The 21,194-nt window shown below is 71.7% G+C and carries 21 protein-coding genes and 1 pseudogene; 17 read left to right on the top strand and 5 right to left on the bottom strand.

What is annotated here, in order from left to right; translation table 11 throughout:
* Window positions 1–2 precede the first annotated feature (2 nt).
* The 9 genes from ACE3Q2_RS08265 to rapZ all read left to right on the top strand — a co-directional run bounded on the left by ACE3Q2_RS08265 (window position 3) and on the right by rapZ (window position 6,507).
* On the top strand, window positions 3–542 hold the full coding sequence (locus ACE3Q2_RS08265) for a KdsC family phosphatase (RefSeq protein ID WP_374473692.1): 540 nt from the start codon (window positions 3–5) through the stop codon (window positions 540–542).
* Entirely contained in the window at window positions 539–1,099 is a 561-nt protein-coding gene (lptC, locus tag ACE3Q2_RS08260) for an LPS export ABC transporter periplasmic protein LptC (protein ID WP_374473691.1), read from the top strand. The genes ACE3Q2_RS08265 and lptC overlap by 4 nt, the downstream gene beginning before the upstream one ends.
* A complete protein-coding gene (gene lptA, locus ACE3Q2_RS08255; protein WP_374473690.1) occupies window positions 1,083–1,577 on the top strand; it encodes a lipopolysaccharide transport periplasmic protein LptA in 495 nt (164 codons plus the stop codon). Before lptC ends, lptA begins: the two co-directional genes overlap by 17 nt.
* Complete coding sequence (gene lptB / locus ACE3Q2_RS08250; RefSeq protein ID WP_374473689.1) at window positions 1,577–2,296, top strand: LPS export ABC transporter ATP-binding protein; 720 nt, start codon at window positions 1,577–1,579, stop codon at window positions 2,294–2,296. The genes lptA and lptB overlap by 1 nt, the downstream gene beginning before the upstream one ends.
* A 29-nt stretch (window positions 2,297–2,325) precedes the next feature.
* Window positions 2,326–3,753, top strand: coding sequence for an RNA polymerase factor sigma-54 (locus ACE3Q2_RS08245; protein WP_374473688.1), 1,428 nt, complete (start codon window positions 2,326–2,328; stop codon window positions 3,751–3,753).
* A gap of 132 nt (window positions 3,754–3,885) precedes the next feature.
* Entirely contained in the window at window positions 3,886–4,212 is a 327-nt protein-coding gene (gene hpf, locus ACE3Q2_RS08240) for a ribosome hibernation-promoting factor, HPF/YfiA family (protein WP_374473687.1), read from the top strand.
* A 3-nt stretch (window positions 4,213–4,215) separates the two neighbouring features.
* The gene (locus tag ACE3Q2_RS08235) at window positions 4,216–4,683 is read left to right on the top strand and encodes a PTS sugar transporter subunit IIA (RefSeq protein ID WP_374473686.1); all 468 of its coding nucleotides are present in this window, start codon (window positions 4,216–4,218) and stop codon (window positions 4,681–4,683) included.
* 4 nt (window positions 4,684–4,687) lie between these two features.
* Window positions 4,688–5,638 carry an HPr(Ser) kinase/phosphatase gene (gene hprK, locus ACE3Q2_RS08230; RefSeq protein ID WP_374473685.1) on the top strand — a complete coding sequence of 317 codons (951 nt, stop codon included), beginning with the start codon at window positions 4,688–4,690 and terminating at the stop codon, window positions 5,636–5,638.
* A gap of 23 nt (window positions 5,639–5,661) precedes the next feature.
* Window positions 5,662–6,507 carry an RNase adapter RapZ gene (rapZ, locus tag ACE3Q2_RS08225; protein WP_374473715.1) on the top strand — a complete coding sequence of 282 codons (846 nt, stop codon included), beginning with the start codon at window positions 5,662–5,664 and terminating at the stop codon, window positions 6,505–6,507.
* A gap of 54 nt (window positions 6,508–6,561) precedes the next feature.
* Here the strand turns inward: rapZ and ACE3Q2_RS08220 are convergent, their stop codons facing one another.
* Window positions 6,562–8,871 (bottom strand): hypothetical protein, encoded by a 2,310-nt coding sequence (locus ACE3Q2_RS08220; RefSeq protein WP_374473684.1) that lies wholly within the window; start codon window positions 8,869–8,871, stop codon window positions 6,562–6,564.
* A 193-nt stretch (window positions 8,872–9,064) separates the two neighbouring features.
* Between ACE3Q2_RS08220 and ACE3Q2_RS08215 the strand changes: the two genes are divergently transcribed.
* From ACE3Q2_RS08215 to ACE3Q2_RS08180, 8 genes and pseudogenes are all read left to right on the top strand, one after another.
* Complete coding sequence (locus tag ACE3Q2_RS08215; RefSeq protein ID WP_374473683.1) at window positions 9,065–9,457, top strand: PTS sugar transporter subunit IIA; 393 nt, start codon at window positions 9,065–9,067, stop codon at window positions 9,455–9,457.
* On the top strand, window positions 9,450–9,719 hold the full coding sequence (locus ACE3Q2_RS08210; RefSeq protein WP_374473682.1) for an HPr family phosphocarrier protein: 270 nt from the start codon (window positions 9,450–9,452) through the stop codon (window positions 9,717–9,719). Before ACE3Q2_RS08215 ends, ACE3Q2_RS08210 begins: the two co-directional genes overlap by 8 nt.
* On the top strand, window positions 9,719–11,434 hold the full coding sequence (ptsP, locus tag ACE3Q2_RS08205; RefSeq protein ID WP_374473681.1) for a phosphoenolpyruvate--protein phosphotransferase: 1,716 nt from the start codon (window positions 9,719–9,721) through the stop codon (window positions 11,432–11,434). Before ACE3Q2_RS08210 ends, ptsP begins: the two co-directional genes overlap by 1 nt.
* Window positions 11,435–11,498: 64 nt before the next feature.
* Window positions 11,499–12,860: a magnesium transporter gene (mgtE, locus tag ACE3Q2_RS08200; RefSeq protein WP_374473680.1), complete on the top strand. Its 1,362-nt coding sequence runs from the start codon at window positions 11,499–11,501 to the stop codon at window positions 12,858–12,860.
* Between the two features lie 4 nt (window positions 12,861–12,864).
* Window positions 12,865–13,422, top strand: a complete 558-nt coding sequence (locus ACE3Q2_RS08195) for a hypothetical protein (RefSeq protein ID WP_374473679.1) — start codon at window positions 12,865–12,867, stop codon at window positions 13,420–13,422.
* A 109-nt stretch (window positions 13,423–13,531) separates the two neighbouring features.
* The gene (locus ACE3Q2_RS08190; protein WP_374473678.1) at window positions 13,532–14,680 is read left to right on the top strand and encodes a serine hydrolase domain-containing protein; all 1,149 of its coding nucleotides are present in this window, start codon (window positions 13,532–13,534) and stop codon (window positions 14,678–14,680) included.
* Window positions 14,677–15,069: pseudogene (locus tag ACE3Q2_RS08185) on the top strand (NUDIX domain-containing protein); the annotation flags it as partial. The gene ACE3Q2_RS08190 and the pseudogene ACE3Q2_RS08185, both read left to right, overlap by 4 nt.
* Window positions 15,064–15,417, top strand: a complete 354-nt coding sequence (locus ACE3Q2_RS08180) for a cupin domain-containing protein (RefSeq protein ID WP_374473714.1) — start codon at window positions 15,064–15,066, stop codon at window positions 15,415–15,417. The pseudogene ACE3Q2_RS08185 and the gene ACE3Q2_RS08180, both read left to right, overlap by 6 nt.
* Window positions 15,418–15,420: 3 nt before the next feature.
* Here ACE3Q2_RS08180 and tsaB read toward each other — a convergent pair whose 3' ends face one another.
* The 4 genes from tsaB to mrcB are packed head-to-tail and all read right to left on the bottom strand — an operon-like array spanning window position 15,421 to window position 21,045.
* A complete protein-coding gene (tsaB, locus tag ACE3Q2_RS08175) occupies window positions 15,421–16,110 on the bottom strand; it encodes a tRNA (adenosine(37)-N6)-threonylcarbamoyltransferase complex dimerization subunit type 1 TsaB (protein ID WP_374473677.1) in 690 nt (229 codons plus the stop codon).
* Entirely contained in the window at window positions 16,107–18,170 is a 2,064-nt protein-coding gene (locus ACE3Q2_RS08170; RefSeq protein ID WP_374473676.1) for an ATP-dependent DNA helicase, read from the bottom strand. The genes tsaB and ACE3Q2_RS08170 overlap by 4 nt, the downstream gene beginning before the upstream one ends.
* Window positions 18,171–18,689, bottom strand: coding sequence for a hypothetical protein (locus tag ACE3Q2_RS08165; protein ID WP_374473675.1), 519 nt, complete (start codon window positions 18,687–18,689; stop codon window positions 18,171–18,173).
* 1 nt (window position 18,690) lies between these two features.
* Entirely contained in the window at window positions 18,691–21,045 is a 2,355-nt protein-coding gene (gene mrcB / locus ACE3Q2_RS08160; protein WP_374473713.1) for a penicillin-binding protein 1B, read from the bottom strand.
* Between the last annotated feature and the right edge of the window lie 149 nt (window positions 21,046–21,194).

Genomic DNA, 21,194 nt, shown 5'->3' with positions numbered 1-21,194 from the left:
CCATGACCCAGCCCACCCCCGACCTGCTCGAACGCGCCGCGCGCGTCCGCCTCGCCTGCTTCGACGTGGACGGCACGCTCACCGACGGCCGCCTGTTCTACGACGCCGAGGGCCGCGAGTCCAAGGCCTTCCACGTGCTCGACGGCCAGGGCCTGCGCCTGCTGGAAGACAACGGCATCGCCGTGGCCCTGATCACCGCGCGCCGCAGCGCCGCCGTGCAGTCGCGCGCCCGCGACCTGGGCCTGAGCCACGTGCACACCGGCGTGAAGGACAAGGCCGCCACCCTGCGCATGCTCTGCGCCAGCCTGGGCCTTTCCGCCAGCGAAACCGCGCACATGGGCGACGACCTACCCGACCTCCCCGCGCTGCTGCTGGCCGGCCTGTCGGCCGCGCCCGCCAACGCCCACCCCTGGGTGGCCGAGCGCGTGCACTGGCGTGCCCGCGCCAATGGCGGCCACGGCGCCGCGCGCGAACTCTGCGACCTGATCCTGGAGGCCCGCGGCCTGCGCGCCGCCGTGCTCGAGCGCTTCGGCGCGGCATGAACCGCCGCGTCCTCAACCCGCTGCTGCTGGTGCTGGCCTTCGTGCTCGGCAGCTACGCGGTGTGGCAGTGGCGCCAGCGCCAGGTGCCGCCGCCCGAGCCGCCGCAGCGCTCCGACTACGTGCTGCGCGACTACGAGCTGATCACGCTCAACGAGGCCGGCCAGGAAGCCTTCACCGTGGTCGGCCCCGAGCTCGAGCGCGACCCGCAGGGCAAGACCCTCACGCTCGACCAGCCGCGCTTTTCCTTCCCCGCCAGGGGCGGCGGCCGCTGGAACGCGCGCTCGGACAGCGCCTGGGTCAGCGCCAAGGCCGACGAGGTGCGCCTGCTGGCGCGGGTGGAAATGGTCGGCCCGCCGGGCGAAACCGGCGACCGCACCGTGTTCGCCACCGACCGCCTGTTCGTCTTCCCCGACGCCCAGACCGCCGAATCCGGCGGCCGGGTGACCGTCACCCATGGCGACTCTATACTCGCCGGGACCGGCCTGGCCGTGGACATGCAGGCCAAGCGCTTCCAGCTGCTGAACGACGTCAAAGGACGCTATGCACCCCGCCGTTAACCTGCTCCTCCTCGCCGCGCTGGTCGCGGCCACGCCGGCGCTGGCCAAGTCCAGCGACCGCCAGCAGCCCATGGACATCAGCGCCGACAACACCGACGCGGTGATGGAAGACAACGGCATGTCGGTGCTGCAGGGCAACGTCAGCATCCGCCAGGGCACGCTCGAGGTGTACGCCGACCGCGCCGAAGTGCACCGCGTGGCGGGTGACATCCAGCGCATCGTGCTCACCGGCGCGCCGGCGCGCCTGAAGCAGGTGTCCGACGCCGGCGAGGCCATGGAAGCCCAGGCCCGCCAGGTCACCTACACGCTCAGCGAAGACATCATGCTGCTCACCGGCGCGGTGGAAGTGCGCCAGCCGCGCGGCACCCTCAGCGGCGAAACCGTGCGCTACGACATCGGCACCGGCCGGCTCAACGGCGGCGGCGACGGCCAGCGCGTGAACATGCGCATCCTGCCCAAGACCGCAGCGTCGAACTGATGCTCAGCGCGTCGGGCCTGGCCAAGAGCTACCGGTCGCGCCAGGTCGTGCGCGACTTCGGCATGGAAGTGCGCCCCGGCGAGGTGGTGGGCCTGCTGGGCCCGAACGGCGCCGGCAAGACCACCTGCTTCTACATGATCGTGGGCCTGGTGGGAGCCGACCACGGCCGCATCCTGCTCGACGGCCAGGACATCACCGCCCTGCCCATGCACGAGCGCGCCCGCCGCGGCGTGGGCTACCTGCCGCAGGAAGCCTCGGTGTTCCGCAAGCTCACGGTGTCCGAGAACATCGAGGCGGTGCTGGAGCTGCGCGACGACCTCGACGCCGCCGGCCGCGCCGACGAGCTCTCGGCCCTGATGGAAGAACTGCAGGTGGGCCACGTGGCCGACCAGGCCGGCGCCAGCCTCTCGGGCGGCGAGCGCCGCCGCGTCGAAATCGCCCGCGCCCTGGCCGCCAAGCCGCGCTTCATGCTGCTCGACGAACCCTTCGCCGGCGTCGACCCCATTTCCGTGGGCGAAATCCAGAAGATCGTCCGCCACCTCAAGGCCCGCGGCATCGGCGTGCTCATCACCGACCACAACGTGCGCGAGACCTTGGGTATCTGCGACCACGCGTATATCCTCAACGCTGGCACGGTACTTGCCCAGGGCACGCCCGAGGCGGTGCTGGCCAACCCCGACGTGCGTCGCGTCTACCTGGGCGAATCCTTCCGCCTGTAGCGCCGGCGCCGCCGCCCCCGCGGAGCGCCATGAAGCCGACCCTCCAGACCCGCCTAGGCCAGCAGCTCTCCCTGACGCCCCAGCTGCGCCAGGCGATCCGGCTGCTGCAGCTGTCGGCCGTGGAACTGGAGACCGAGCTCAACCAGGCCCTGGAATCGAACCCCCTGCTCGAGCGCGAGGACGAGCCCGAGGCGGGCTTCGGCGACGCCCCCGCCGGCGACAAGGCCGCCGACGCCCCGTCCGGCGAAGAGGCCGGCGACAGCCCGGACAGCAGCGAATTCGACCCCGGCGAAAGCATCGAGTGGTACGAAGCCAGCGCCGGCGACCGCCGGGGCGGCGACGACGAACCCGAGGAACTCACCGCCGCCGCCCCGGTGGACCTGCACGCCCACCTGCTCTGGCAGCTGCAGCTCAGCCACCTGGGCCCGCGCGACCTCGCCATCGGCCAGGCCCTGATCGAGGCGATCAACGACGATGGCTACCTGGAAGGCCCGCTGGCCGACATCCAGGCCGCGCTTTTGCCGGAGATAACCGCCGATGAGGCGGAAATCGAGACCGTTCTCCACATCATCCAGCATTTCGACCCGGTCGGCGCCGGCGCCCGCTGCCTGTCGGAGTGCCTGCGGGTGCAACTGAGCCTGCTCAGCCCCGACACCCCGGGCCTGGACCTGGCCCGGCGCCTGGCCAGGGACCACCTGGACGCCCTCGCGCGCCAGGGCGCCGCCCGCCTGGCCAGCCAGCTGGGCTGCCCGGCGTCGGCCATGGACCAGGCCGTGGCCCTGCTGCGCACCCTCGACCCCAAGCCCGGCGCGCAGGTCGGCGGCGGCGAGGCCGAATACATCGCCCCCGACGCCATCGCCTACCGCCACGGCGGCGTCTGGAAGGTCAGCCTGGCGCCCGGCAGCCAGCCGCGCCTGGCCATCAACCGCCACTACGAGCGCCTGATCGGCAAGGCCAGCCGCGAGGACGACAGCTACCTGCGCGGCCAGCTGCAGGAGGCCCGCTGGCTGATCAAGAGCCTCGAGACCCGCGCCGACACCCTGGTACGCGTGGCCCGGGCCATCGTGCGCCAGCAGAGCGCCTTCCTCGACCACGGCCACGAGGCCATGCGCCCGCTCACCCTGCGCGAGGTGGCCGAGGAACTGGGCCTGCACGAGTCCACCATTTCCCGCGCCACCACCCGCAAGTACCTGCGCACCCCGCGCGGCACTTTCGAGTTCAAGCACTTCTTCAGTTCGGGCATCGCCACCGAACACGGCGGCGCCGCCTCGGCCACCGCCATCCAGGCCATGCTGCGCAAGCTCATCGAGGCCGAGAACCCGCGCAACCCGCTGTCCGACCAGCGCCTGGCCGAAACCCTGAAGGGCGAAGGCATCCCCGTGGCGCGCCGGACCGTGGCAAAATACCGGGAAGCAATGAACATCCCCGCTTCCAACGAGCGGCAACGGCTGGCCTGAGGCCCGACACCATGGCAGACGCCCGCCAGCGCAGCCAAGCGAACATCCTCTCCCAAACTTGACGCTGGTCACGCCGGTTTAGCATCCGGCGTGATTACCTTTAGCTGCACCCAACGAAGGAGGATCGTAACCATGCGGATCGACATCAACGGCCACCAGATCGAAGTCACCCAGGCCCTCCGTGACTACGTGAACGACAAGTTCGCGCGCGTCACCCGCCATTACGACCACCACGCCGAGGCCCGCGTCCTGCTCACCGTGGACAAGCTCGAGCAGCGCGCCGAAGCCACCATCGGCACTCCCGGCAAGACCCTGCACGCCGACGCCGTGGCCCCGGACATGTACGCCGCCATCGACCTGCTGGCCGACAAGCTCGACCGCCTGCTGATCAAGCAGAAGGAAAAGATGACCGACCACCACCGCGGCGAGTCGGCCGCGCGCTCGGACAGCTTCGGCTGAGCCATGCACCTGCTCGACCTGCTGAGCCCGGGGCGCGTGAAGGCCCTGGGCCCCGTCACCGGCAAGAAGCGCCTGCTCGAGCAGGTGGCGAAGCTGCTGGGTGACAGCCCGGAGGTCGAGCGCGCCGTGTTCGATGCCCTGGTTGGCCGGGAACGGCTCGGCAGCACGGGCCTCGGGCACGGCGTGGCCATCCCGCACGGCCGCAGCAGCAAGGTGTCCACCGCGGTGGGCGCCTTCCTGCGGCTGGGCGAACCGGTCGATTTCGGCGCCCCCGACGGCCAGCCGGTGGACCTGGTGTTCGCGCTGGTCGTGCCCGAGCACTTTGCTTCGCAGCACCTGATGCTGCTCTCGCAGCTGGCGGAAATGTTCGGCGAACAAGCCTTCCGCGACCAGCTGCGCACCGCCAGGGATTCGGCCGCGCTCTACGCGCTGCTGTCCGACTGGCAGGCCGCGCACGCGGACGGCGGCTGAGCCCATGGCCGACCGCCTGCGCGCCCGCGAACTCTTCTCGGAGCTGGGCGAACGCCTCGACCTGCGCTGGGTCGCCGGCCAGCGCGGCGGCGAGCGGGTGATCGAGCGCGGCGAGCACCTTTCCCGCCGGCCTTCGCTGGCCGGCTACCTCAACGTCATCCACCCGAACAAGGTGCAGATCGTCGGTTCGGCCGAGCTGGCCTGGCTCGACGGCCTGGACGCGCGCACGCGCTGGGAAGTGCTGCAGAAGATCATGCAGTCGCGCCCGCTGGCGATGGTGATCACCCAGGGCCAGTCCTGCCCGGCCGACCTGCGCGACGCGGTGGAGGAATCGGACACGCCGCTGTGGGTGTCGCCCCGCCGCGGCTACGAACTGCTGAACCTGCTGCAGTACCACCTGGCGCGCGCGCTGGCGCCGCGGGTGACGCTGCACGGCGTGTTCATGGAGATCTATTCGATCGGCGTGCTGGTGACGGGTGATTCCGGCGCCGGCAAGAGCGAACTGGCGCTGGAGCTCATCAGCCGCGGCCACCGCCTGGTGGCCGACGACGCGCCCGAATTCACCCAGATCGCGCCCGACGTGCTCGACGGCACCTGCCCCGAACTGCTGCAGGACCTGCTGGAAGTGCGCGGCCTGGGCGTACTCAACATCCGCGAGATGTTCGGCGACACCGCCGTGAAGCGGAACAAGTACCTTCGGCTCATCGTGCACCTCGAGCGCGCGCACGAGCTTTCCAACGAAGCCATGGCGCGCATCACAGGCGAATCGGGCAGCCGCAAGGTGCTCGACCTGGACGTGCCGGTGGTGCAACTGCCGGTGGCGGCGGGCCGCAACCTGGCCGTGCTCACCGAGGCCGCGGTGCGCCTGCACCTGCTGCGCAGCAAGGGCATGGACCCGGCCGCGGCCTTCCTGGCCCGGCATACCGCCTTCCTGCAACAGGGGGAAACGCCGTGAGCGAACCCGTCCGCCCGCTGCTCATCGTCGTCACGGGCCTCTCCGGCTCCGGCAAGTCGGTGGCGCTCAAGACGCTCGAGGACCTCGACGTCTACTGCACCGACAACCTGCCGGTGGAGCTGCTGCCCGAATTCGTGAAGTCGGTGGCCGGCGACGGCCGCAACATGGCGCGCATGGCGGTGGGCATCGACGTGCGCAACGCCTCCGACCTGGCGCGCATCCCGGAATGGCTGTCGGCGGTGGGTTCGCTGGGCTTCGACTACAAGCTGGTGTTCTTCGACACCCGCGACGAGGTGCTGCTCAAGCGCTATTCCGACACCCGCCGCAAGCACCCGCTGAGCCACGGCGGCCTGGCGCTGGCCGACGCGATCGAGCTCGAGCGCCTGCGCCTGCGGCCGCTGCAGGCCATCGCCGACCTGGTGATGGACACCTCGGAAATGAACGTGCACCAGATGCGCCGGCAGGTGACGACGGCGGTGGGTGCCGGCACCACCCGTGGCATGTCGCTGCTGTTCGAATCCTTCGCCTACAAGCGCGGCCTGCCGGCCGACGCCGATTTCGTGTTCGACGCCCGCGCCCTGCCCAACCCGCACTGGGACGCGCGCCTGCGCCCGCTCTCGGGCCGCGATGCGGCCGTGCGCGAGCACCTCGACCAGGACCCGGTGGTGCAGGACTTCGTGGCCCAGGTGCAAACCTTCCTCGACGCCTGGGTGCCGCGCTTCGAAGCGGAAACCCGCAGCTACCTCACCATCGCCTTCGGCTGCACGGGCGGCCGCCACCGCTCGGTCTACCTGGCCGAACGCCTCGCCGCCCACTGCCGCGGCCTGGGCCGCGAGGGCGTGCTGACGTTCCACCGCGAGCTGGAATAAGCCCGAAAGAAAGAGGGCCCGCGGATGCGGGCCCTCTTGGCGTTCGCCATTGGCTCAGACATCGTCCGGCAGCGGCTCTTCCTCTTCCTCGCCCACTTCCGGCCGCACCATCACGTGGTTGCTGATCGTGCCCGAATCCGGGTTCACGATCTGGTACAGGCCCTGGATCTGGCCGTTCGGGCCGGCGATGGTCACGTTGAGCGTGGCGCGCGGCGCGGCGGTGAAGCCGGTCAGCACGGTCGTCAGGTCGACCACCTGGGTGCCGCCCGCCGGCACGGTGCCGGTGAGGTTGGCGGTGGAGATGACATTGCCGGTTTCGCCCAGCACCGCGATCTCGTACGGACGATCCTGCGAACCGGTGTTGGTCAGCACCATGCGGCTCAGGTAGTTGCCCGGCACCTGCGCCAGCGGCGCCTGCAGCTCGGTGCCGTTACGGGTGATCACGCCCAGGTCCAGCGGACCGCGGCCGGTGACGTTCCACAGGGCCGGGTCAGCCGACACGGCGTCCAGGGCCACGGTGTACTCGCTCACCGGAATGGCGACGCCGCCGGTCACGAAGCACAGAGTGTGGTAGTCGACGGACCGGTCGCCGAGGGTGAACACCGCCTCGAGGGCAGAGAGGTCGTCTGCGGCGAGGGTGCGGTCCCAGCAGTCCGGGGTGCCGCTGAGGTACACGTCGTCGGCCGCCGAGAAGTCGCCGGCGAATACCAGCGCCGTGTCGGCATGCATCAGGTCGGAGAGCGTCGTCGGAAGGCCCGAAGGGGCCATCGGCTGGGGTTCTCCGGTGAGTTCCGCGACCGTCCCGTAGTCAAGGATGCCGAGGCTGCCGAGCTGCACGTCGTGGGTCGGGGCCGCCGACACGAACTCGCTGTAGGACGGATCCGCCGACTCGACGTCGGCCACCAGCCGGCCCCGCTGGCGCACGCGCAGGAGATAGCTGGGCACGAAGGACAGGTAGGGGCCGGAAACGGTGGCGACACGGCCGGCGGCGCCGCCGGCCTGGGCCTGCGACGGGAAGTCATACAGGCTGTAGGTGCAGGTAACGTCGTTGGTCGAGGTGATGCTGCGGCCGCCGTCGATAACCAAGCGGTCGGCGGCGACGACGGCGTTGTCGTTCGCGGTGACCGAGAAGTAGATCGCATTTCCGCCCAGGCCGTTGATGGAACCCAGGCCCGCGTCACCAGCGCCGACGTAGCTGGCCGTGGCATCGGCGCCGAAGCGCAGGCCGCCATCGCATTCGAAGCGCGCATAGCGAACCTCGCCAACCGAGAAGCTGTAGCCGAGGTTCGCACTCAGGTTCAGCGCGCCGCCGTTGACCAGGGCCACCGGCGCGGCCGGGGACGCGGCGATCTCCTCGGCATACGACTTCGGCGCACCCGAACCGATCACGACGCCGGGCGCGGCCGGCCCAACGGCCACGAACATCCGACCCATGGCCAGCGGAAGGGTTCCCACGGGCGTGCTGGTGGTGACGCTGTTGCTGGCGGTGCTTATGACGTCGATCGCGTTGGTGTTGCGGTTCGCCACGAACAGCTCGCTGCCGTCGGGGGTGATGTCCACGCCCCAGGGCTGGCCGCCGATGGCGACGCTGGTCTCCACCGTGCCGGCCGCCGCGTCGATCACCTGCAGGCGCTGGCCCACGAAGTCCGTTGCGTACAGGCGCGAACCATCCCCGGACAGGGCCAGGCCGACGATCTGGCCGATGCCGGAGATCGTACGGGAGACCGTGTGGCTGGCCGCATCGATGACCACCACACCGGCAAAGTCGGAGGCGACATAGACCCAGGCGCCGTCATTGGAGACGAGCACCATGCGCGGGTCGTTGATGCCGGCCAGGGTCGCCAACACCGTGAGTGAGCTGGCGTCGACGACGAAGACGCTGTCCTGATAGTAGGACGAGATGAACAGCGTGGAGCCATCCGGGGAAATGGCCGGCTGGTAGAGGCTGCTGCCGACCACCGCCGAGTCCTCCACTGACAGGGTCGTCGTGTCCACGACCATGAGCTCGCCGTTCTCGAGGGTGATGTAGGCGCGGCTGCTGTCGGGGCTGACCACCACGCCCTGGGGATCCACTCCGAAGCTGAGGGTCTCGACCACGACCGCCGTGCCCGTGTCGATCACCGACACGCTGCGGTCGTTGGAATTGGTGATGAACACCAGGCGGCCGTCCGGCGTCGGGGCGACGCCCAGCGGATTGACGCCCACCTCGACGGTGGCTACGACGGTGTGGGTGGCGCCGTCGACGACGCTCACGTCCGTGCCGCCGTAATTTGGCACGTAGGCATAGGGCTGCGCCAGGGCCTGACACGAGGCCAGCACCAGCAGCGCGCCAAGGGATGACCGTATCCCGCGGAAAATACTCACCAGCGAACTCCTTGCTCATTGTGGAAAGCTACGTCGCTCCCCGAAACGCCAAATTTTCGCCCTGCAGGACACTTTTCCGGCCACCGGAAAAATTGCCATGAACCGCACATTCAAAGGCCGTCCGGAGCGCTTGCATGGCGGGGAAAGCGAAGGACAATCACGCGCGATGCCCCGGTTCTGCTAATGTTTTGGCATGTCCGTAGGCATCCTCCTGATCAGTCATCCCGGGGTCGGCCCGGCCGTGCTTGGCACGGTCCGACGGCTGCTCGGTTCGCTGGCACTGGCGACCGAAGCCTTCGAGGTGCCGTTCGACGACACCCCGGAGAACCTGCTGCCCGCCGCCAGCGCCGCGCTGCGCAAGGTCGACGCCGGCGACGGCGTGCTCGTGCTGAGCGACCTGTACGGCGCCAGCCCCGCCCGGCTGGCCGAGAAGCTCGTGCACCTGGGCACGCCCGCGCGCCGCGTCAGTGGCCTGTCGCTGCCCATGCTGCTGCGCGTGCAGAACTACCCCGAGCTTGGCCTCGATGAACTCGCGCGCACGGCCGCCGCCGGCGCCCGCAATGGAGTGGTGGTGGACGATGCTTGAGCGCGAACTGCAGGTCAGCAACAAACTCGGCCTGCACGCGCGCGCCGCGGCGAAACTCGTCCAGCTGCTGTCCGGCTTCCAGTCCCAGGTCACCCTGCTCGGCCGCGGCCGCGAAGTGAACGCCAAGTCCATCATGGGCGTGCTGCTGCTGGCCGCCGCGCCAGGCGCCACCCTGGTCATGCGCGCCGACGGCGCCGACGAAGCCGAGGCCCTGGCCGCCGCCGCCGCGCTGTTCGAGCGCGGCTTCGACGAGGACGGCTGATGCGGCGCGCGCTGCGCGGCGTGGGCGCTTCGCGCGGCATCGCGCTCGGGCGCGCCCGCGTCTGCCAGCCCCAGGCCCTGGTCGTCAAGGAAACCCGCATTGAAGCCGGCGAAGTCGCCGGCGAACTGGCGCGCCTGCACGCCGCGCTCGACGTCGCCCGCGCCGAGCTGCGCGGCCTGCGCGAGCGCCTGCACGGCGCGCTGGCGCAGGAGGTCGGCGAGTTCATCGACCTGCACGCCATGATCCTCGACGACCCCGAGCTGCTGCAGGGCCTCGACGACCTGGTGCGCACCGGCCGCTACGGCGCCGACTACGCCCTCAAGCTGCAGCGCGACCGCCTCGCCGCCGTCTTCGAGGGCATGGACGACGACTACTTCCGCAGCCGCCGCGAAGACCTCGACCACGTCATCGGCCGCGTGCACGCCGCCCTGCACCGCCGCGAGAGCGGCAACGGCGGCGGCCTGTCGGGCGAGATCCTGGTCTGCGATTCGGTGGCGCCCTCGGAGCTGGCCGAATGGCAGGCCCGCGGCGCGGTGGCCGTGGTCACCGCCACCGGCAGCCCGCTGTCGCACAGCGCCATCCTGGCCCGCAGCCTGCACCTGCCGCTGCTGGTGAACGTGGGCGACCTGCTGGCCCACGCCAACGACGGCGACGCCATGATGGTGGACGCCAGCAGCGGCGAAGTGGTGCTCGAACCCAACGCCGACGACCTGGCCCGCTACCACGCCCGCCACGCCCAGATCGGCCGCGAGCGCGCCCAGCTGGCGCGGCTGCGGCGCCAGCCCACGCGCACCCGCGACGGCGTCGACATCCGCCTGTACGCCAACGCCGAATCACGCGAGGACGTCGCCGAGGCGCACGCCCAGGGCGCCGACGGCGTGGGCCTGTACCGCACCGAGTTCCTGTTCCTGCAGCGGCGCGAGCTGCCCACCGAGGAAGAGCAGTTCCTGGCCTACCGCGACCTGGTGCTGGGCATGGCCGGGCGCGTGGCCACCATCCGCACCCTCGACCTGGGCGCCGACAAGGCCGACCACACCGGCCTGGCCCTGCGCAGCGAACCCAACCCGGCCCTGGGCCTGCGCGGCGTGCGGTTGTCGCTGGCGCACCCGGCGCTGTTCCTCACCCAGCTGCGCGCCATCCTGCGCGCCAGCGCCTACGGCCCGGTGCGCATCCTGGTGCCGATGGTCAGCGGCCGCGGCGAAATGCAGCAGGTGTGCGCGCTGCTGGACGAGGCGCGGGCGCAGCTGGCGGACGAGGGCCGGCAGGTCGGGCCGCTGGCCGAGCTGGGCGCCATGATCGAAGTGCCGGCCGCGGCCCTGGGCCTGGGCGACATCGTCGACCTGGTGGATTTCGTCTCGGTGGGCACCAACGACCTGGTGCAGTACCTGCTGGCCACCGACCGCAACCACGAGTCCCTGGCCGAGCTGTACACGCCGCGGCACCCGGCGGTGCTGCGGCTGCTGGCCGAGGTGTTCGCCTTCGGCCGCCGCAACGGCATCCCGGTGGCGGTCTGCGGCGAAATGGCCGGCGAGGCGGCGAACGTGCCGCTGCTGCTGGCCCTGGGCCTGCGCGACTTCAGCCTGCACCCGTCCACCCTGCTGGAAGTGCGCAAGGCCATCCGCGAGGCCGACCTCGGCAGCCTGCGCCGGCGCTCCGGCACCCTGCTGCGCTGCCACGACCGCGCCGCCATCGAGCGCTGGCTCGAGCGCTGCTGAAACCACGGGTAGGCGGGGAACCGCCGGCCCCGCATAATACCGGCGCCTTCCCGGGAGCCGCCTGATGGCCGAAGCCGTCCGCCACGACAAGACCGCTCGGCAGCTGCGGCTGCTGTCGGACGCGCTCGACACCGGCCGCCTGGGCCCGGTGCGGCGCCTGGTGAACTCGCTGTCGCCGGCCGAGATCGGCAACCTGCTCGAGTCCCTGCCCGCCGGCAAGCGCGAGATCGTGTGGGGCCTGGTGGACCCGGAGGACGACGGCGAGGTGCTGGTGCACGTCGGCGACGACGTGCGCGAAAGCCTGCTGGCCGAGATGGACACCGACGAGATCGTCGCCGCGGTCGAGGACCTCGACATCGACGACCTCGCCGAACTGGCCGGCGACCTGCCCGACCAGGTCATCGACGAAGTGCTCAAGTCCATGGACCGGGAGAACCGGGAGCGCCTGGAGCAGGTGCTTTCCTACCCCGAGGACAGCGCCGGCCGCCTGATGAACCCGGACGTGATCACGGTGCGCACCGACGTCACCGTGGACGTGGTGCTGCGCTACCTGCGCCTGCGCGGCGAGATCCCGGAACACACCGACCACCTGTTCGTGGTCAGCCGCCGGCACCAGTACCTGGGCCGCGTGGCCATCGCCGCGCTGCTCACGCACGACGCCAGCACGCCCATCAACGAACTCTTCGACGACGAACAGCCGGCCATCCCGGTGGACACGCCCGCGCACGAGGTGGCCAGCCAGTTCTCCGACCACGACTGGATCTCGGCGCCGGTGGTGGACGCGAACAACATCCTGCTCGGCCGCATCACCATCGACGACGTCGTGGACATCATCCGCGACCACGCCGCGCACCAGGCGCTGAGCGCCGCCGGCCTGGACGAGGACGAGGACCTGTTCAGCCCGGTGCCGCGCGCCGCGCGCCGCCGCGCGATCTGGCTGGGCATCAACCTGGCCACGGCCTTCCTGGCCTCGTGGGTGATCGGGCGTTTCGCCGACACGCTCGAGCAGCTGGTGGCGCTGGCGGTGCTGATGCCCATCGTGGCCAGCATGGGCGGCGTGGCCGGCACCCAGACGCTCACGCTGATGGTGCGCGGCATGGCCCTGGGCCAGGTGGGCACGGGCAACCTGCGTGCGCTGCTGAGCAAGGAAGTGCTGGTGGGCCTGATCAACGGCATCGCCTGGGCCATCGTGGTGGGCCTGGTGTCGGCGCTGTGGTTCAGCGACTTCGCCCTGGGCGGCGTGATCGCCGCGGCCATGGTGATCAACCTGGTCTCGGCCGCGCTGGCCGGCGTGGGCGTGCCGCTGCTGCTGCGGCGCATGAACATCGACCCGGCCCTGGGCGGCGGCGTGGTGCTCACCACCGTCACCGACGTGATGGGTTTCTTCGCCTTCCTGGGGCTCGCCACCCTGGTGCTGCTGCGCTGAGGCCATGGCCGCGTTCGAATACCTCGGCGTCTTCATCTCGATCATCCTGGGCCTGGGCATCACCCAGCTGCTGGCGTCCTTCGCCGGCGTGCTGCGCGACCGCCACCTGCTCCGGCTCGACGACACGCCGCTGGCCTGGGCGGCCATGCTGGTGCTGCTGCACGTGCAGACCTGGTGGGCCCTGTTTGAACTGCGGGACATCGCCAGCTGGACCTTCCTGCAGTTCGCGGTCGTGCTGCTGCAGCCCGCGCTGCTGTTCCTGCTGTCCGCGCTGGTGCTGCCGCCGCCAGGCGCAAGGCTGGACCTGGGCGCGAACTTCGCCGCGCACCGGCGCTGGTTCTTCGGCCTGATGCTGGCGCTGGTGGCGGCCAGCCTGGCCAAGGACCTGGTGCTGCGCGGTCGGCTGCCCGTGCCGGCCAACCTGGCCTTCCACGCCGTGGCGGCGCTGGCGGCGCTGGGTGGCTGGGCGACACCCGGTCCACGGGTGCAGCGGGCGTTGGCCTGGGCGGCACTGGTGGCGATCGCGGCCTACATCGGCACGCTGTTCAACCGCCTGTCCTGAGCGGTCCGCGGCAAGCATGCCGCCACGGCCGGGGCAAGTGTCGTCGGCTCGCGTGCCCGGCCCCCGGGACGCCGCTATGCTCCGGGCAGCCTCTCCTCCGGCCCCTGCCATGCCCGCGCTTCGACTGCTGGTCCTCGCCCTTTCCCTGTCCGCCGCGCCGGCCTTCGCCGACGCCCCACCGGCGACGCTGCAGGCCTGCCTGCAGTCGCGCTTCGAGGCCATGGACCTCGGCCTCGACGACGCGCTCGGCGTGAGCGTGGCGGTGCTGCCGATGCAGGGCGGCGAAGCCTGGCAGGGCGCGCGCGGCCTGGCCGACCGCGAACCTGGCGAAGCGCTGACGACCGGCCACGCCTTCCGCATCGCCAGCAACACCAAGACCTACACCGCGGCCGCGGTGCTGCGACTGGCCGAACAGGGCAAGTTGGGGCTGGACGACCCCATCGCCGCGCACCTGCCGGCCGCCTTCGTCGCTGCGCTCGAAAAGGGCGGCTACGACCCGCGCGCCATCCGCATCCGCCACCTGCTGACCCACACCGCCGGCCTGCGCGAGCACGTCAGCGAAGATTTCCTGCTGCGCCAGGCCGGCCCCGACGCGCGCGAATGGACGGTGCCGGAACAGCTGGAGCTGGCCATGGCCGCAGGCGCGCCGCTGTCGCCGCCCGGCGCCGGATTCCATTACTCCGACACCGGCTACGTGCTGCTGGGTTCGATCATCGAACGCCATGCGGGGAAGCCGCTGCCGGCGGCGCTGCGGGAACTGCAGGCCTGGGACGCGAACGGCCTGGCGCATACCTGGTTCGAAACGCTGGAACCGGAACGGGCGCCGCAGGCGCACCAGTACTGGCAGGGCCGCGACACGCGCGGCTGGCATCCGTCCTTCGACCTCTACGGCGGCGGCGGCATCGTGGCCACGCCGGCCGACATGGCTGCCTTCCTGCGCCTGCTGCTTCGGGGCGAGCTGTTCGAACAGGCCGCCTCGCTTCAGGCCATGCGCACGCCCGGCGTGGCCGGCGCCTGGAACGATTACGGCGCGGGCCTGTTCGAACTGGAGGTCGAGGGCGAAAAACTGACCGGCCACAGCGGCTTCTGGAACACCTTCGCCTTCCACTCGCCGGCCCACGGCGTGGTGTTCGCCGGCGCCGTGGTGGAGAAGACCGCCCTGCCCTACGCCGCGCTCATCGGCTCGCTGCGCGGCGCCTACCGCGACTGCGCGGCCGGCCGGCAGGAGGCGACGCAGGCCGCGGCGGATTCGCCGTGAGCGAGGCCCGGGTGGTCCGCACCGTCGCCGCGGTGATCCGCGACGAAACCGGCCGCGTGCTGCTGGTGCGCAAGCGCGGCACGCCCACCTTCATCCAGCCCGGCGGCAAGCGCGAGCCGGGCGAGGAGCCGCTGGCGACGCTGGCGCGCGAACTGCACGAGGAGCTGGGCGTGGCGCTGCGGCCGGGTGCGCTGCGCCTGGGTGAATTCGAGGACGTGGCGGTGAACGAGCCCGACACCCGCGTGCGCGCCGAGGCCTACCTGGCCGAGGTGGACGGCGAACCCGTGGCCCGCGCCGAGATCGAGGAACTGGCCTGGGTGGACCCGGCCGCGCCGGGCGAACGCATCATCGCGCCGCTGTCGCGCCAGCAGTTGCTGCCCGCCGTGGCCGCGCTCTGGTCGCCGGTGGAGCGCGGCCCCGCGCGGCACTACGCCTGGGGCGGCGGCAACGACGGCTGGCACCTGGTGCAGCGCGCCGGGCTATCCGTCATCGCCGAACACGTGCCGCCGGGCGGGCGCGAGCGTCGGCACCGGCACGCGCTGGCGCGGCAGTTCTTCTACATCCTGTCGGGGCGGGCCTGCATCGAGCTGGCCGGAAAGGACGTGGCGCTGGCCGCCGGCCAGGGGCTGGAAGTGCCACCCGGACTGCCGCACCAGTTCATGAATCCCTACGACGAGGACGTGCATTTCCTCGTGGTCTCGCAGCCGACGACGCGCGGCGACCGGACCGACGACTGAGCCTCAGCGCGGCACCGGCTTGCCCTGTTCGGCCAGCGTGAGCGCCACCTTGTCGCGCAGGTAGGCGGGCTCGATGCGGGCGGCGTCCACCGCTTCGCCGCGGGCGAAGGCGCGGGCCGCGAGCTTGGCCAGGTCGGCGGCGTGGGGCAGCGTGCCAGCGTCGAAGCCGGACAGCGTGCCGCCCAGGCGCGCGACGAGGGCGCCCTGCTCGGCGCCGAAACCGGTGCCGACGCCGGAGACTGCGTTCACCGGCACCGGCGCCTGCGCCGGCGGGCAGATGGATTCTTCGGACGTGGCCGTCACCAGGCCATCGGCATCGCGCACGAATTCGCCGAGGTAAACCTCGCCCATGCGCGCGTCGATGGCCGCGAGGATGCGCTCGCCTTTGCCCTGCATGGCCAGCACGGCCAGCGTGGAAATCGGCAGCACCGGGCGGTCCAGCGCCAGCGCCAGGCCCTGCACCAGCGCGATGGCCAGGCGCACGCCGGTGAAGGCGCCGGGGCCGCGGCCCACGGCAATCGCGTCGAGCTGCGACTTGCGCAGGCCGGCCTCGGCCAGCAGTTCGTCGGCCCAGGGCAGCGCCAGCTGGGTGTGGCGGCGCGGCGCCAGTTCGTGGCGCGCGAACACGGCGCCGTCCACGTACACGGCCACCGAGCAGGCTTCGGTGCTGGTTTCGATGGCCAGGAGCTTCACGGCCAGTCCTCGTCACTCGCGGCGGGCGCCGCACCGGGCGATTGTGCGGCAAAGAAGCGCTGCACGTCCTCGACCTGGCGGGTGCGCGGGAACGGCGGCAGGCTGTCGAGGAACAGGCGGCCGTAGGGCTTGCCGAGCAGGCGCGGGTCGCACAGCACCAGCACGCCGCGGTCGGCGTCGCTGCGGATCAGGCGGCCGACGCCCTGCTTGAGCGCGATCACGGCCTGCGGCAGCTGTTCGTCGCGGAAGGGGTTGCCGCCACGGCGGCGCACCGCTTCCAGGCGGGCCTCGAGCACCGGGTCGTCGGGCGCGGCGAACGGCAGGCGGTCGATGCAGACCACGCTCAGCGCCTCGCCGGCCACGTCCACGCCTTCCCAGAAGCTGGCGGCGCCGAGCAGCACGCCGTTGCCGCTGGCGCGGAACTGTTCGAGCAGCGTGTTGCGCGGCGCGGTGCCCTGCACGTACAGCGGCCAGGGGCCTTCGCGCAGTTCCTCGGCGGCCTCGCGCAGCGCGCGGTGCGAGGTGAACAGCAGGAAGGCGCGGCCCTTCGAGGCTTCCAGCACCGGCCACACGGCGTCGATGACGGCCAGCACGTAGTCGCGGCTGTTGGGCTCGGGCATGGCGCGCGGCAGGTAGCACAGCGCCTGCGAGGGCCAGTCGAAGGGGCTGGGCTGCAGCAGCTCGCGCGGTTCCCACAGGCCGAGGCGCCGGCCGATGTGGCGGAAGTTGCCGTCCACGGCCATCGTCGCCGAGGTGAAGATCCAGGCGGCGCGGCTCTGCTCGCGGTAGCGGCGCAGCGGGCCGGACACGTCCAGCGGCGTGCGCTGCAAGGTGAAGCCGCGCTGCGTGAGTTCGTACCAGCGCACCGCCATCGTGTCGCCAGCGGGCAAAGAAAGGGGGTCAGGTTCACTTTCCGGCGAAGGCGCTTCGGCAGGCGGAAAATCGTCGGGGGAAAGTGAACCTGACCCCCTTTCTTTCCCCTCCGGGGCTTCGCGCCAGGCGGCGAGACGGCGGACGAGTTCGGCGGCGCGGTCGCCGCAGGCGGCGAAGCCGGGCGAAGCGTCGGACAGCGGGCCGAGCACGCGCAGCAGTTCCGACAGCGCGTGCGCCAGCTGGTCGAGCGCTTCCGGCACACCGGGGTGCGCGAGCAGACGCGCCTGTGGGCCGCGCTGGGGCAGCTTGTCCATGGCCAGGCGCAAATCGCGCATGGCCTGTTCGAGGCCGCGCGCCGGGCCCATCACGGTGGCCAGCGAGGCGGTGACGTTCTTGCATTCGGCCAGCGAATCGCGCGCCAGGTCGAGCAGCTGGCGCGCACCCAGGCCTTCGCCGAAGAACTGCGCGGCGAGTTCCGGCAGCTGGTGCGCCTCGTCGAGCACGAAGGCCGCGGCGCCGGGCAGGATTTCGCCGAAGCCTTCCTGCTTGATCGCCAGGTCGGCCAGCAGCAGGTGGTGGTTCACCACCACCACGTCGGCGGCCTGCGCCTGCTGGCGCGCCTTGGCCACGAAACATTCGGTCCAGAACGGGCACTCGCCGCCCAGGCAGTTGTCGGCGGTGGAAGTGACCTGCGGCCAGAGCGGCGAATCCTCGGCGATGTCGGCCAGCTCGGCCAGGTCGCCGCGCATGGTGCGGCCGGCCCAGGCCACCACGCGCTGGAACTGCGCCACCACTTCGCGCGACTGGAATTTCTCGCCCTTGGCCTGTTCGAGCCGGTACAGGCACAGGTAGTTGGCGCGGCCCTTGAGCAGGGCCGTCTTCACGCCCGCGCCCAGGGCCTGGCGCACGCGCGGCAGGTCGCGGTGGTAGAGCTGGTCCTGCAGGGCGCGGGTGCCGGTGGAAATGATGACGCGCTGCCCCGAGAGCAGCGCCGGCACGAGGTAGGCGTAGGTCTTGCCGGTGCCGGTGCCGGCTTCGGCGATGAGGGTGGCGCGCTCGTCCATGGCGTCCGCCACCGCGCGCGCCAGCTGCTGCTGGGCGGGGCGCGGCGAGTAGCCTTCGAGTTCGTTCGCCAGCGGGCCGTCGTCGGCCAGCGCGGCGAGCGTGCGCTGCGCGAGGTCGCCCACTTACATGCGGACCGGCGGCGCCACCGTGCAGGAGGACACCTGCCGGCGCGCGACCTCGGCGGCCTCGCTGGCGCCGCGGTGTTCGCGGGCGTGGGCAATCGTGGCCCAGTTGCGGCGGCACAGGCCGCCCAGCTTCGGGCCGCGCTCGAAGGACTGGTTGGCCAGCGTCTCGGCTTCCTGCCAGGCGCGGCGCAGCAGGGCCAGCTCGGCCTTCCACTGCAGCAGGTCGGGATCTTCGGGGGTGATGGCCAGCGCCTGGTCGAGCGCGGCGCCGGCGGGCTTGAGCTTGCCCGCGGCTTCCAGCGACTGCGCCTGGATGCGCAGGTCTTCCACCTGCGGGTCGCGCAGCGGCTGCACTTCGAGCTCGTGGCCATGTTCGCCGTTGGCGCGCACGTCGGCCACCACGGCGGCGGGGTCCACCTTCTTCACGGCGGCGCGCGCCTGCGGCGCCGGTGCGCTGGTGGAGCAGGCGGAGAGCAGCAGCGCGAGGGCGGCGGCGGCGAGGGTGCGGGTGTTCACGTCAATCGATCCTTGTTTCTTCGTCATCGCGCCGTTCGCGGCCACGCTCGTCGCCGCCGAAGCGGAACCAGTCGAGCCAGCTGCGGCGCTGGCAGCTGAGGTGTTCGGGCGGAAGGTAGCCGGCGACGAAGGCGTAGCGGCGCGCGCCCTCGCAGTCTTCTTCGGTGGTGGCGTATTCGCTGGCGTCCACCCAGCCCCACTCCAGGCCCTGCATGCCCACGTCGAGCGGCGCGCTGGGCAGCTTGGCGAACAGCGACGACCACACGCGCATGGCGCCCGTGGAGCCGTACAGGCCGGTGGGTTCGTTGCGGTCGTTGCCCACCCACACCACGGCCAGGTGGTCGCCGGTGTAGCCGGCGAACCAGCTGTCGCGGCTGTCGTTGCTGGTGCCGGTCTTGCCGGCCGGGCGCAGGTGGCCCAGGCCGTCGCGCAGCAGCTGGCTCGCGGTGCCACGCTGCACCGTGTCCTGCAGCGCCAGCGTGACCAGGCGCGCGGCGATGGCGTCGCCCTCCTGCGCCGGCGCGGGGCTGAAGTCGTAGCGGTTGATCGCCTTGCCCTTGGGGTCGATCACGCCGCGCACGGCGCGCAGCGGCTGGATCTGCCCGCCCGAGGCGAGGAACTGGTAGACCTGCGCCATCGCGAACGGGCTGAGGTCGACCGAGCCCAGGATGAGCGAGGGGTTCGGCTGGGCGCGCAGGCCCGCCAGCACCTTCAGCAGCTCGGCCAGGCGGTCGGGCCCCACCGCCATGCCCACGCGCACCGTGGCCTGGTTGTAGGAGAAGGCCAGCGCGTCGGCCAGGCTGACGCGGCCGTGGCTGCGTCCGTCGGAATTGTCGGGGTTCCAGCGCTTGCCGTTGGGCAGCACCAGGTCCACCGGCGCGTCGTCCACCGGCGTGGCCAGCGACCAGGTGTCGGGCTGCGCCAGCGCCAGCAGGTACACCATGGGCTTGAGCAGCGAACCCACCGGGCGCTGCGCCTCGAGCGCGCGGTTGAAGCCGGGCTGGTCGGGGTCGCGGTTGCCCACCATGGCCAGCACTTCGCCGTCGTGGGTGTCGGTGACCACCACGCCCGCCTGCAGCGGCGGGCCGTCCTTGCGCTGCACCTTGTCGAGCGTGGCGGCGACGCCGCGCTCGGACAGCAGCTGGGCCGAGGGCGAGAGCGTGGTGAGCACGCTCAGGCCGGCGCCGCGCAGCGCGTCGGCGGGGTAGTCGCGCGCCAGCTGGCGGCGCACCAGGTCCATGAAGGCCGGGTTGCGGTTGCTGGCCACGCCCGGGCGCCGGCTGACGCCGAGGCCGGCGGCCATGGCGCGCTTCGCTTCCTCGGCGGTGAGCAGGCCGGTGTCGCGCCACACCGCCAGCACCAGGTCGCGGCGCTGTTTCGCCGCTTCGGGGTGGCGGCGCGGGTCGTACACCGAAGGGCCCTGGATCATGCCCACCAGCAGGGCCATGTCCTGCGCGCGCAGGGTGGAAAGATCACGCCCGAACCAGAATTCCGAGGCGGCCGCGATGCCGTGGATGGACTGGTTGCCCTGCTGGCCCAGGTAGACCTCGTTGAAGTAGGCCTCGAGGATGCGCTGCTTGTCGTAGCGCGCCTCGATGATCAGCGAGTAGGCGATTTCCTTGAACTTGCGGCTCCAGCGCTTCTCGCGGGTCAGGAACAGGTTGCGCACCAGCTGCTGGGTGAGCGTGCTGGCGCCCTGCTCGAGCTCGCCCTCGCGGGCGTTCACCCAGGCCGCGCGCAGCATGCCCCAGGGGTCGATGCCGTGGTGGTGCTTGAAGTTGCGGTCTTCCACCGCCTGCAGGCCGGTGACCAGCAGCGAGGGCACTTCCTTGAGCTGGACCAGGCGGCGCTCCTCGCTCACGTCGCCGTAGAGCGTGGCGATGCGCGCGGGGTCGACGCGGGCCGCGTCGAGCGCCTTGCCGCTGCGGCGGTCGGCGACGCGGGCGACCTTGCCGCCCGCCAGCTGCACTTCGAGGCGCATCGCCGGCACCGGGCCGTCGAGGTCGGTGTAGGCGCGGGTGCCGATGTGGAAGCGGTTGCCGTCGCGCGACCAGGTGCCCGGCAGGTCGCCGCCGTCGGCGCGGTAGCCCGCGGCGTCGAGTTCGAGCAGCAGCGTGTCGGCGTCGAGCCGCGCACCCGGCGCCAGCGCCAGCGGGCGGGCGTAGACGCGCGTGGGCACCTGCCAGACCAGGGCCTCGAATTCGGCGCGCACCTGCTTGTCGAGCACGTAGAAGGTGGGCACGCCGATGCCCAGCGCCAGGCCGAGCGCCAGCAGCGCCGCGCGCCACAGCCAGGTGCGCCAGCGCGGGCGGGCGGAAGCAGAGCCGGATTTTTGGGGGGGAGCGTTACGAGGCACGGACATGGATAATCCGGAGGTGCGGCGAGTCTATCAGGCCGCCCCCCCCCCCCCCCCGCCCCGGGGGGGCCCCCCCCCCGGGCTCCCCCCCCCCATCCGGGCAGGGCACCGGGGCCCCCGCCCCCGCCCCCCCCGGCCCCGCGGGCGCG

Source organism: Arenimonas sp., from assembly GCF_041913985.1.
GTDB lineage: Bacteria > Pseudomonadota > Gammaproteobacteria > Xanthomonadales > Xanthomonadaceae > Arenimonas.
Note: the sequence above shows the minus strand (reverse complement) of the source record. Positions and strands in the feature narration are given on the sequence as shown.

Excerpts from the sequence above, each read along its gene's own strand:
- ACE3Q2_RS08265 (WP_374473692.1), top strand. The coding sequence starts at position 3 with ATGACCCAGCCCACCCCCGACCTGCTCGAACGCGCCGCGCGCGTCCGC.
- ACE3Q2_RS08190 (WP_374473678.1), top strand. The coding sequence starts at position 13,532 with ATGCCCGCGCTTCGACTGCTGGTCCTCGCCCTTTCCCTGTCCGCCGCG.
- ACE3Q2_RS08245 (WP_374473688.1), top strand. The coding sequence starts at position 2,326 with ATGAAGCCGACCCTCCAGACCCGCCTAGGCCAGCAGCTCTCCCTGACG.
- mgtE (WP_374473680.1), top strand. The coding sequence starts at position 11,499 with ATGGCCGAAGCCGTCCGCCACGACAAGACCGCTCGGCAGCTGCGGCTG.
- ACE3Q2_RS08210 (WP_374473682.1), top strand. The coding sequence starts at position 9,450 with ATGCTTGAGCGCGAACTGCAGGTCAGCAACAAACTCGGCCTGCACGCG.
- lptA (WP_374473690.1), top strand. The coding sequence starts at position 1,083 with ATGCACCCCGCCGTTAACCTGCTCCTCCTCGCCGCGCTGGTCGCGGCC.
- ptsP (WP_374473681.1), top strand. The coding sequence starts at position 9,719 with ATGCGGCGCGCGCTGCGCGGCGTGGGCGCTTCGCGCGGCATCGCGCTC.
- ACE3Q2_RS08235 (WP_374473686.1), top strand. The coding sequence starts at position 4,216 with ATGCACCTGCTCGACCTGCTGAGCCCGGGGCGCGTGAAGGCCCTGGGC.
- hpf (WP_374473687.1), top strand. The coding sequence starts at position 3,886 with ATGCGGATCGACATCAACGGCCACCAGATCGAAGTCACCCAGGCCCTC.
- ACE3Q2_RS08215 (WP_374473683.1), top strand. The coding sequence starts at position 9,065 with ATGTCCGTAGGCATCCTCCTGATCAGTCATCCCGGGGTCGGCCCGGCC.
- lptB (WP_374473689.1), top strand. The coding sequence starts at position 1,577 with ATGCTCAGCGCGTCGGGCCTGGCCAAGAGCTACCGGTCGCGCCAGGTC.
- lptC (WP_374473691.1), top strand. The coding sequence starts at position 539 with ATGAACCGCCGCGTCCTCAACCCGCTGCTGCTGGTGCTGGCCTTCGTG.
- ACE3Q2_RS08195 (WP_374473679.1), top strand. The coding sequence starts at position 12,865 with ATGGCCGCGTTCGAATACCTCGGCGTCTTCATCTCGATCATCCTGGGC.
- hprK (WP_374473685.1), top strand. The coding sequence starts at position 4,688 with ATGGCCGACCGCCTGCGCGCCCGCGAACTCTTCTCGGAGCTGGGCGAA.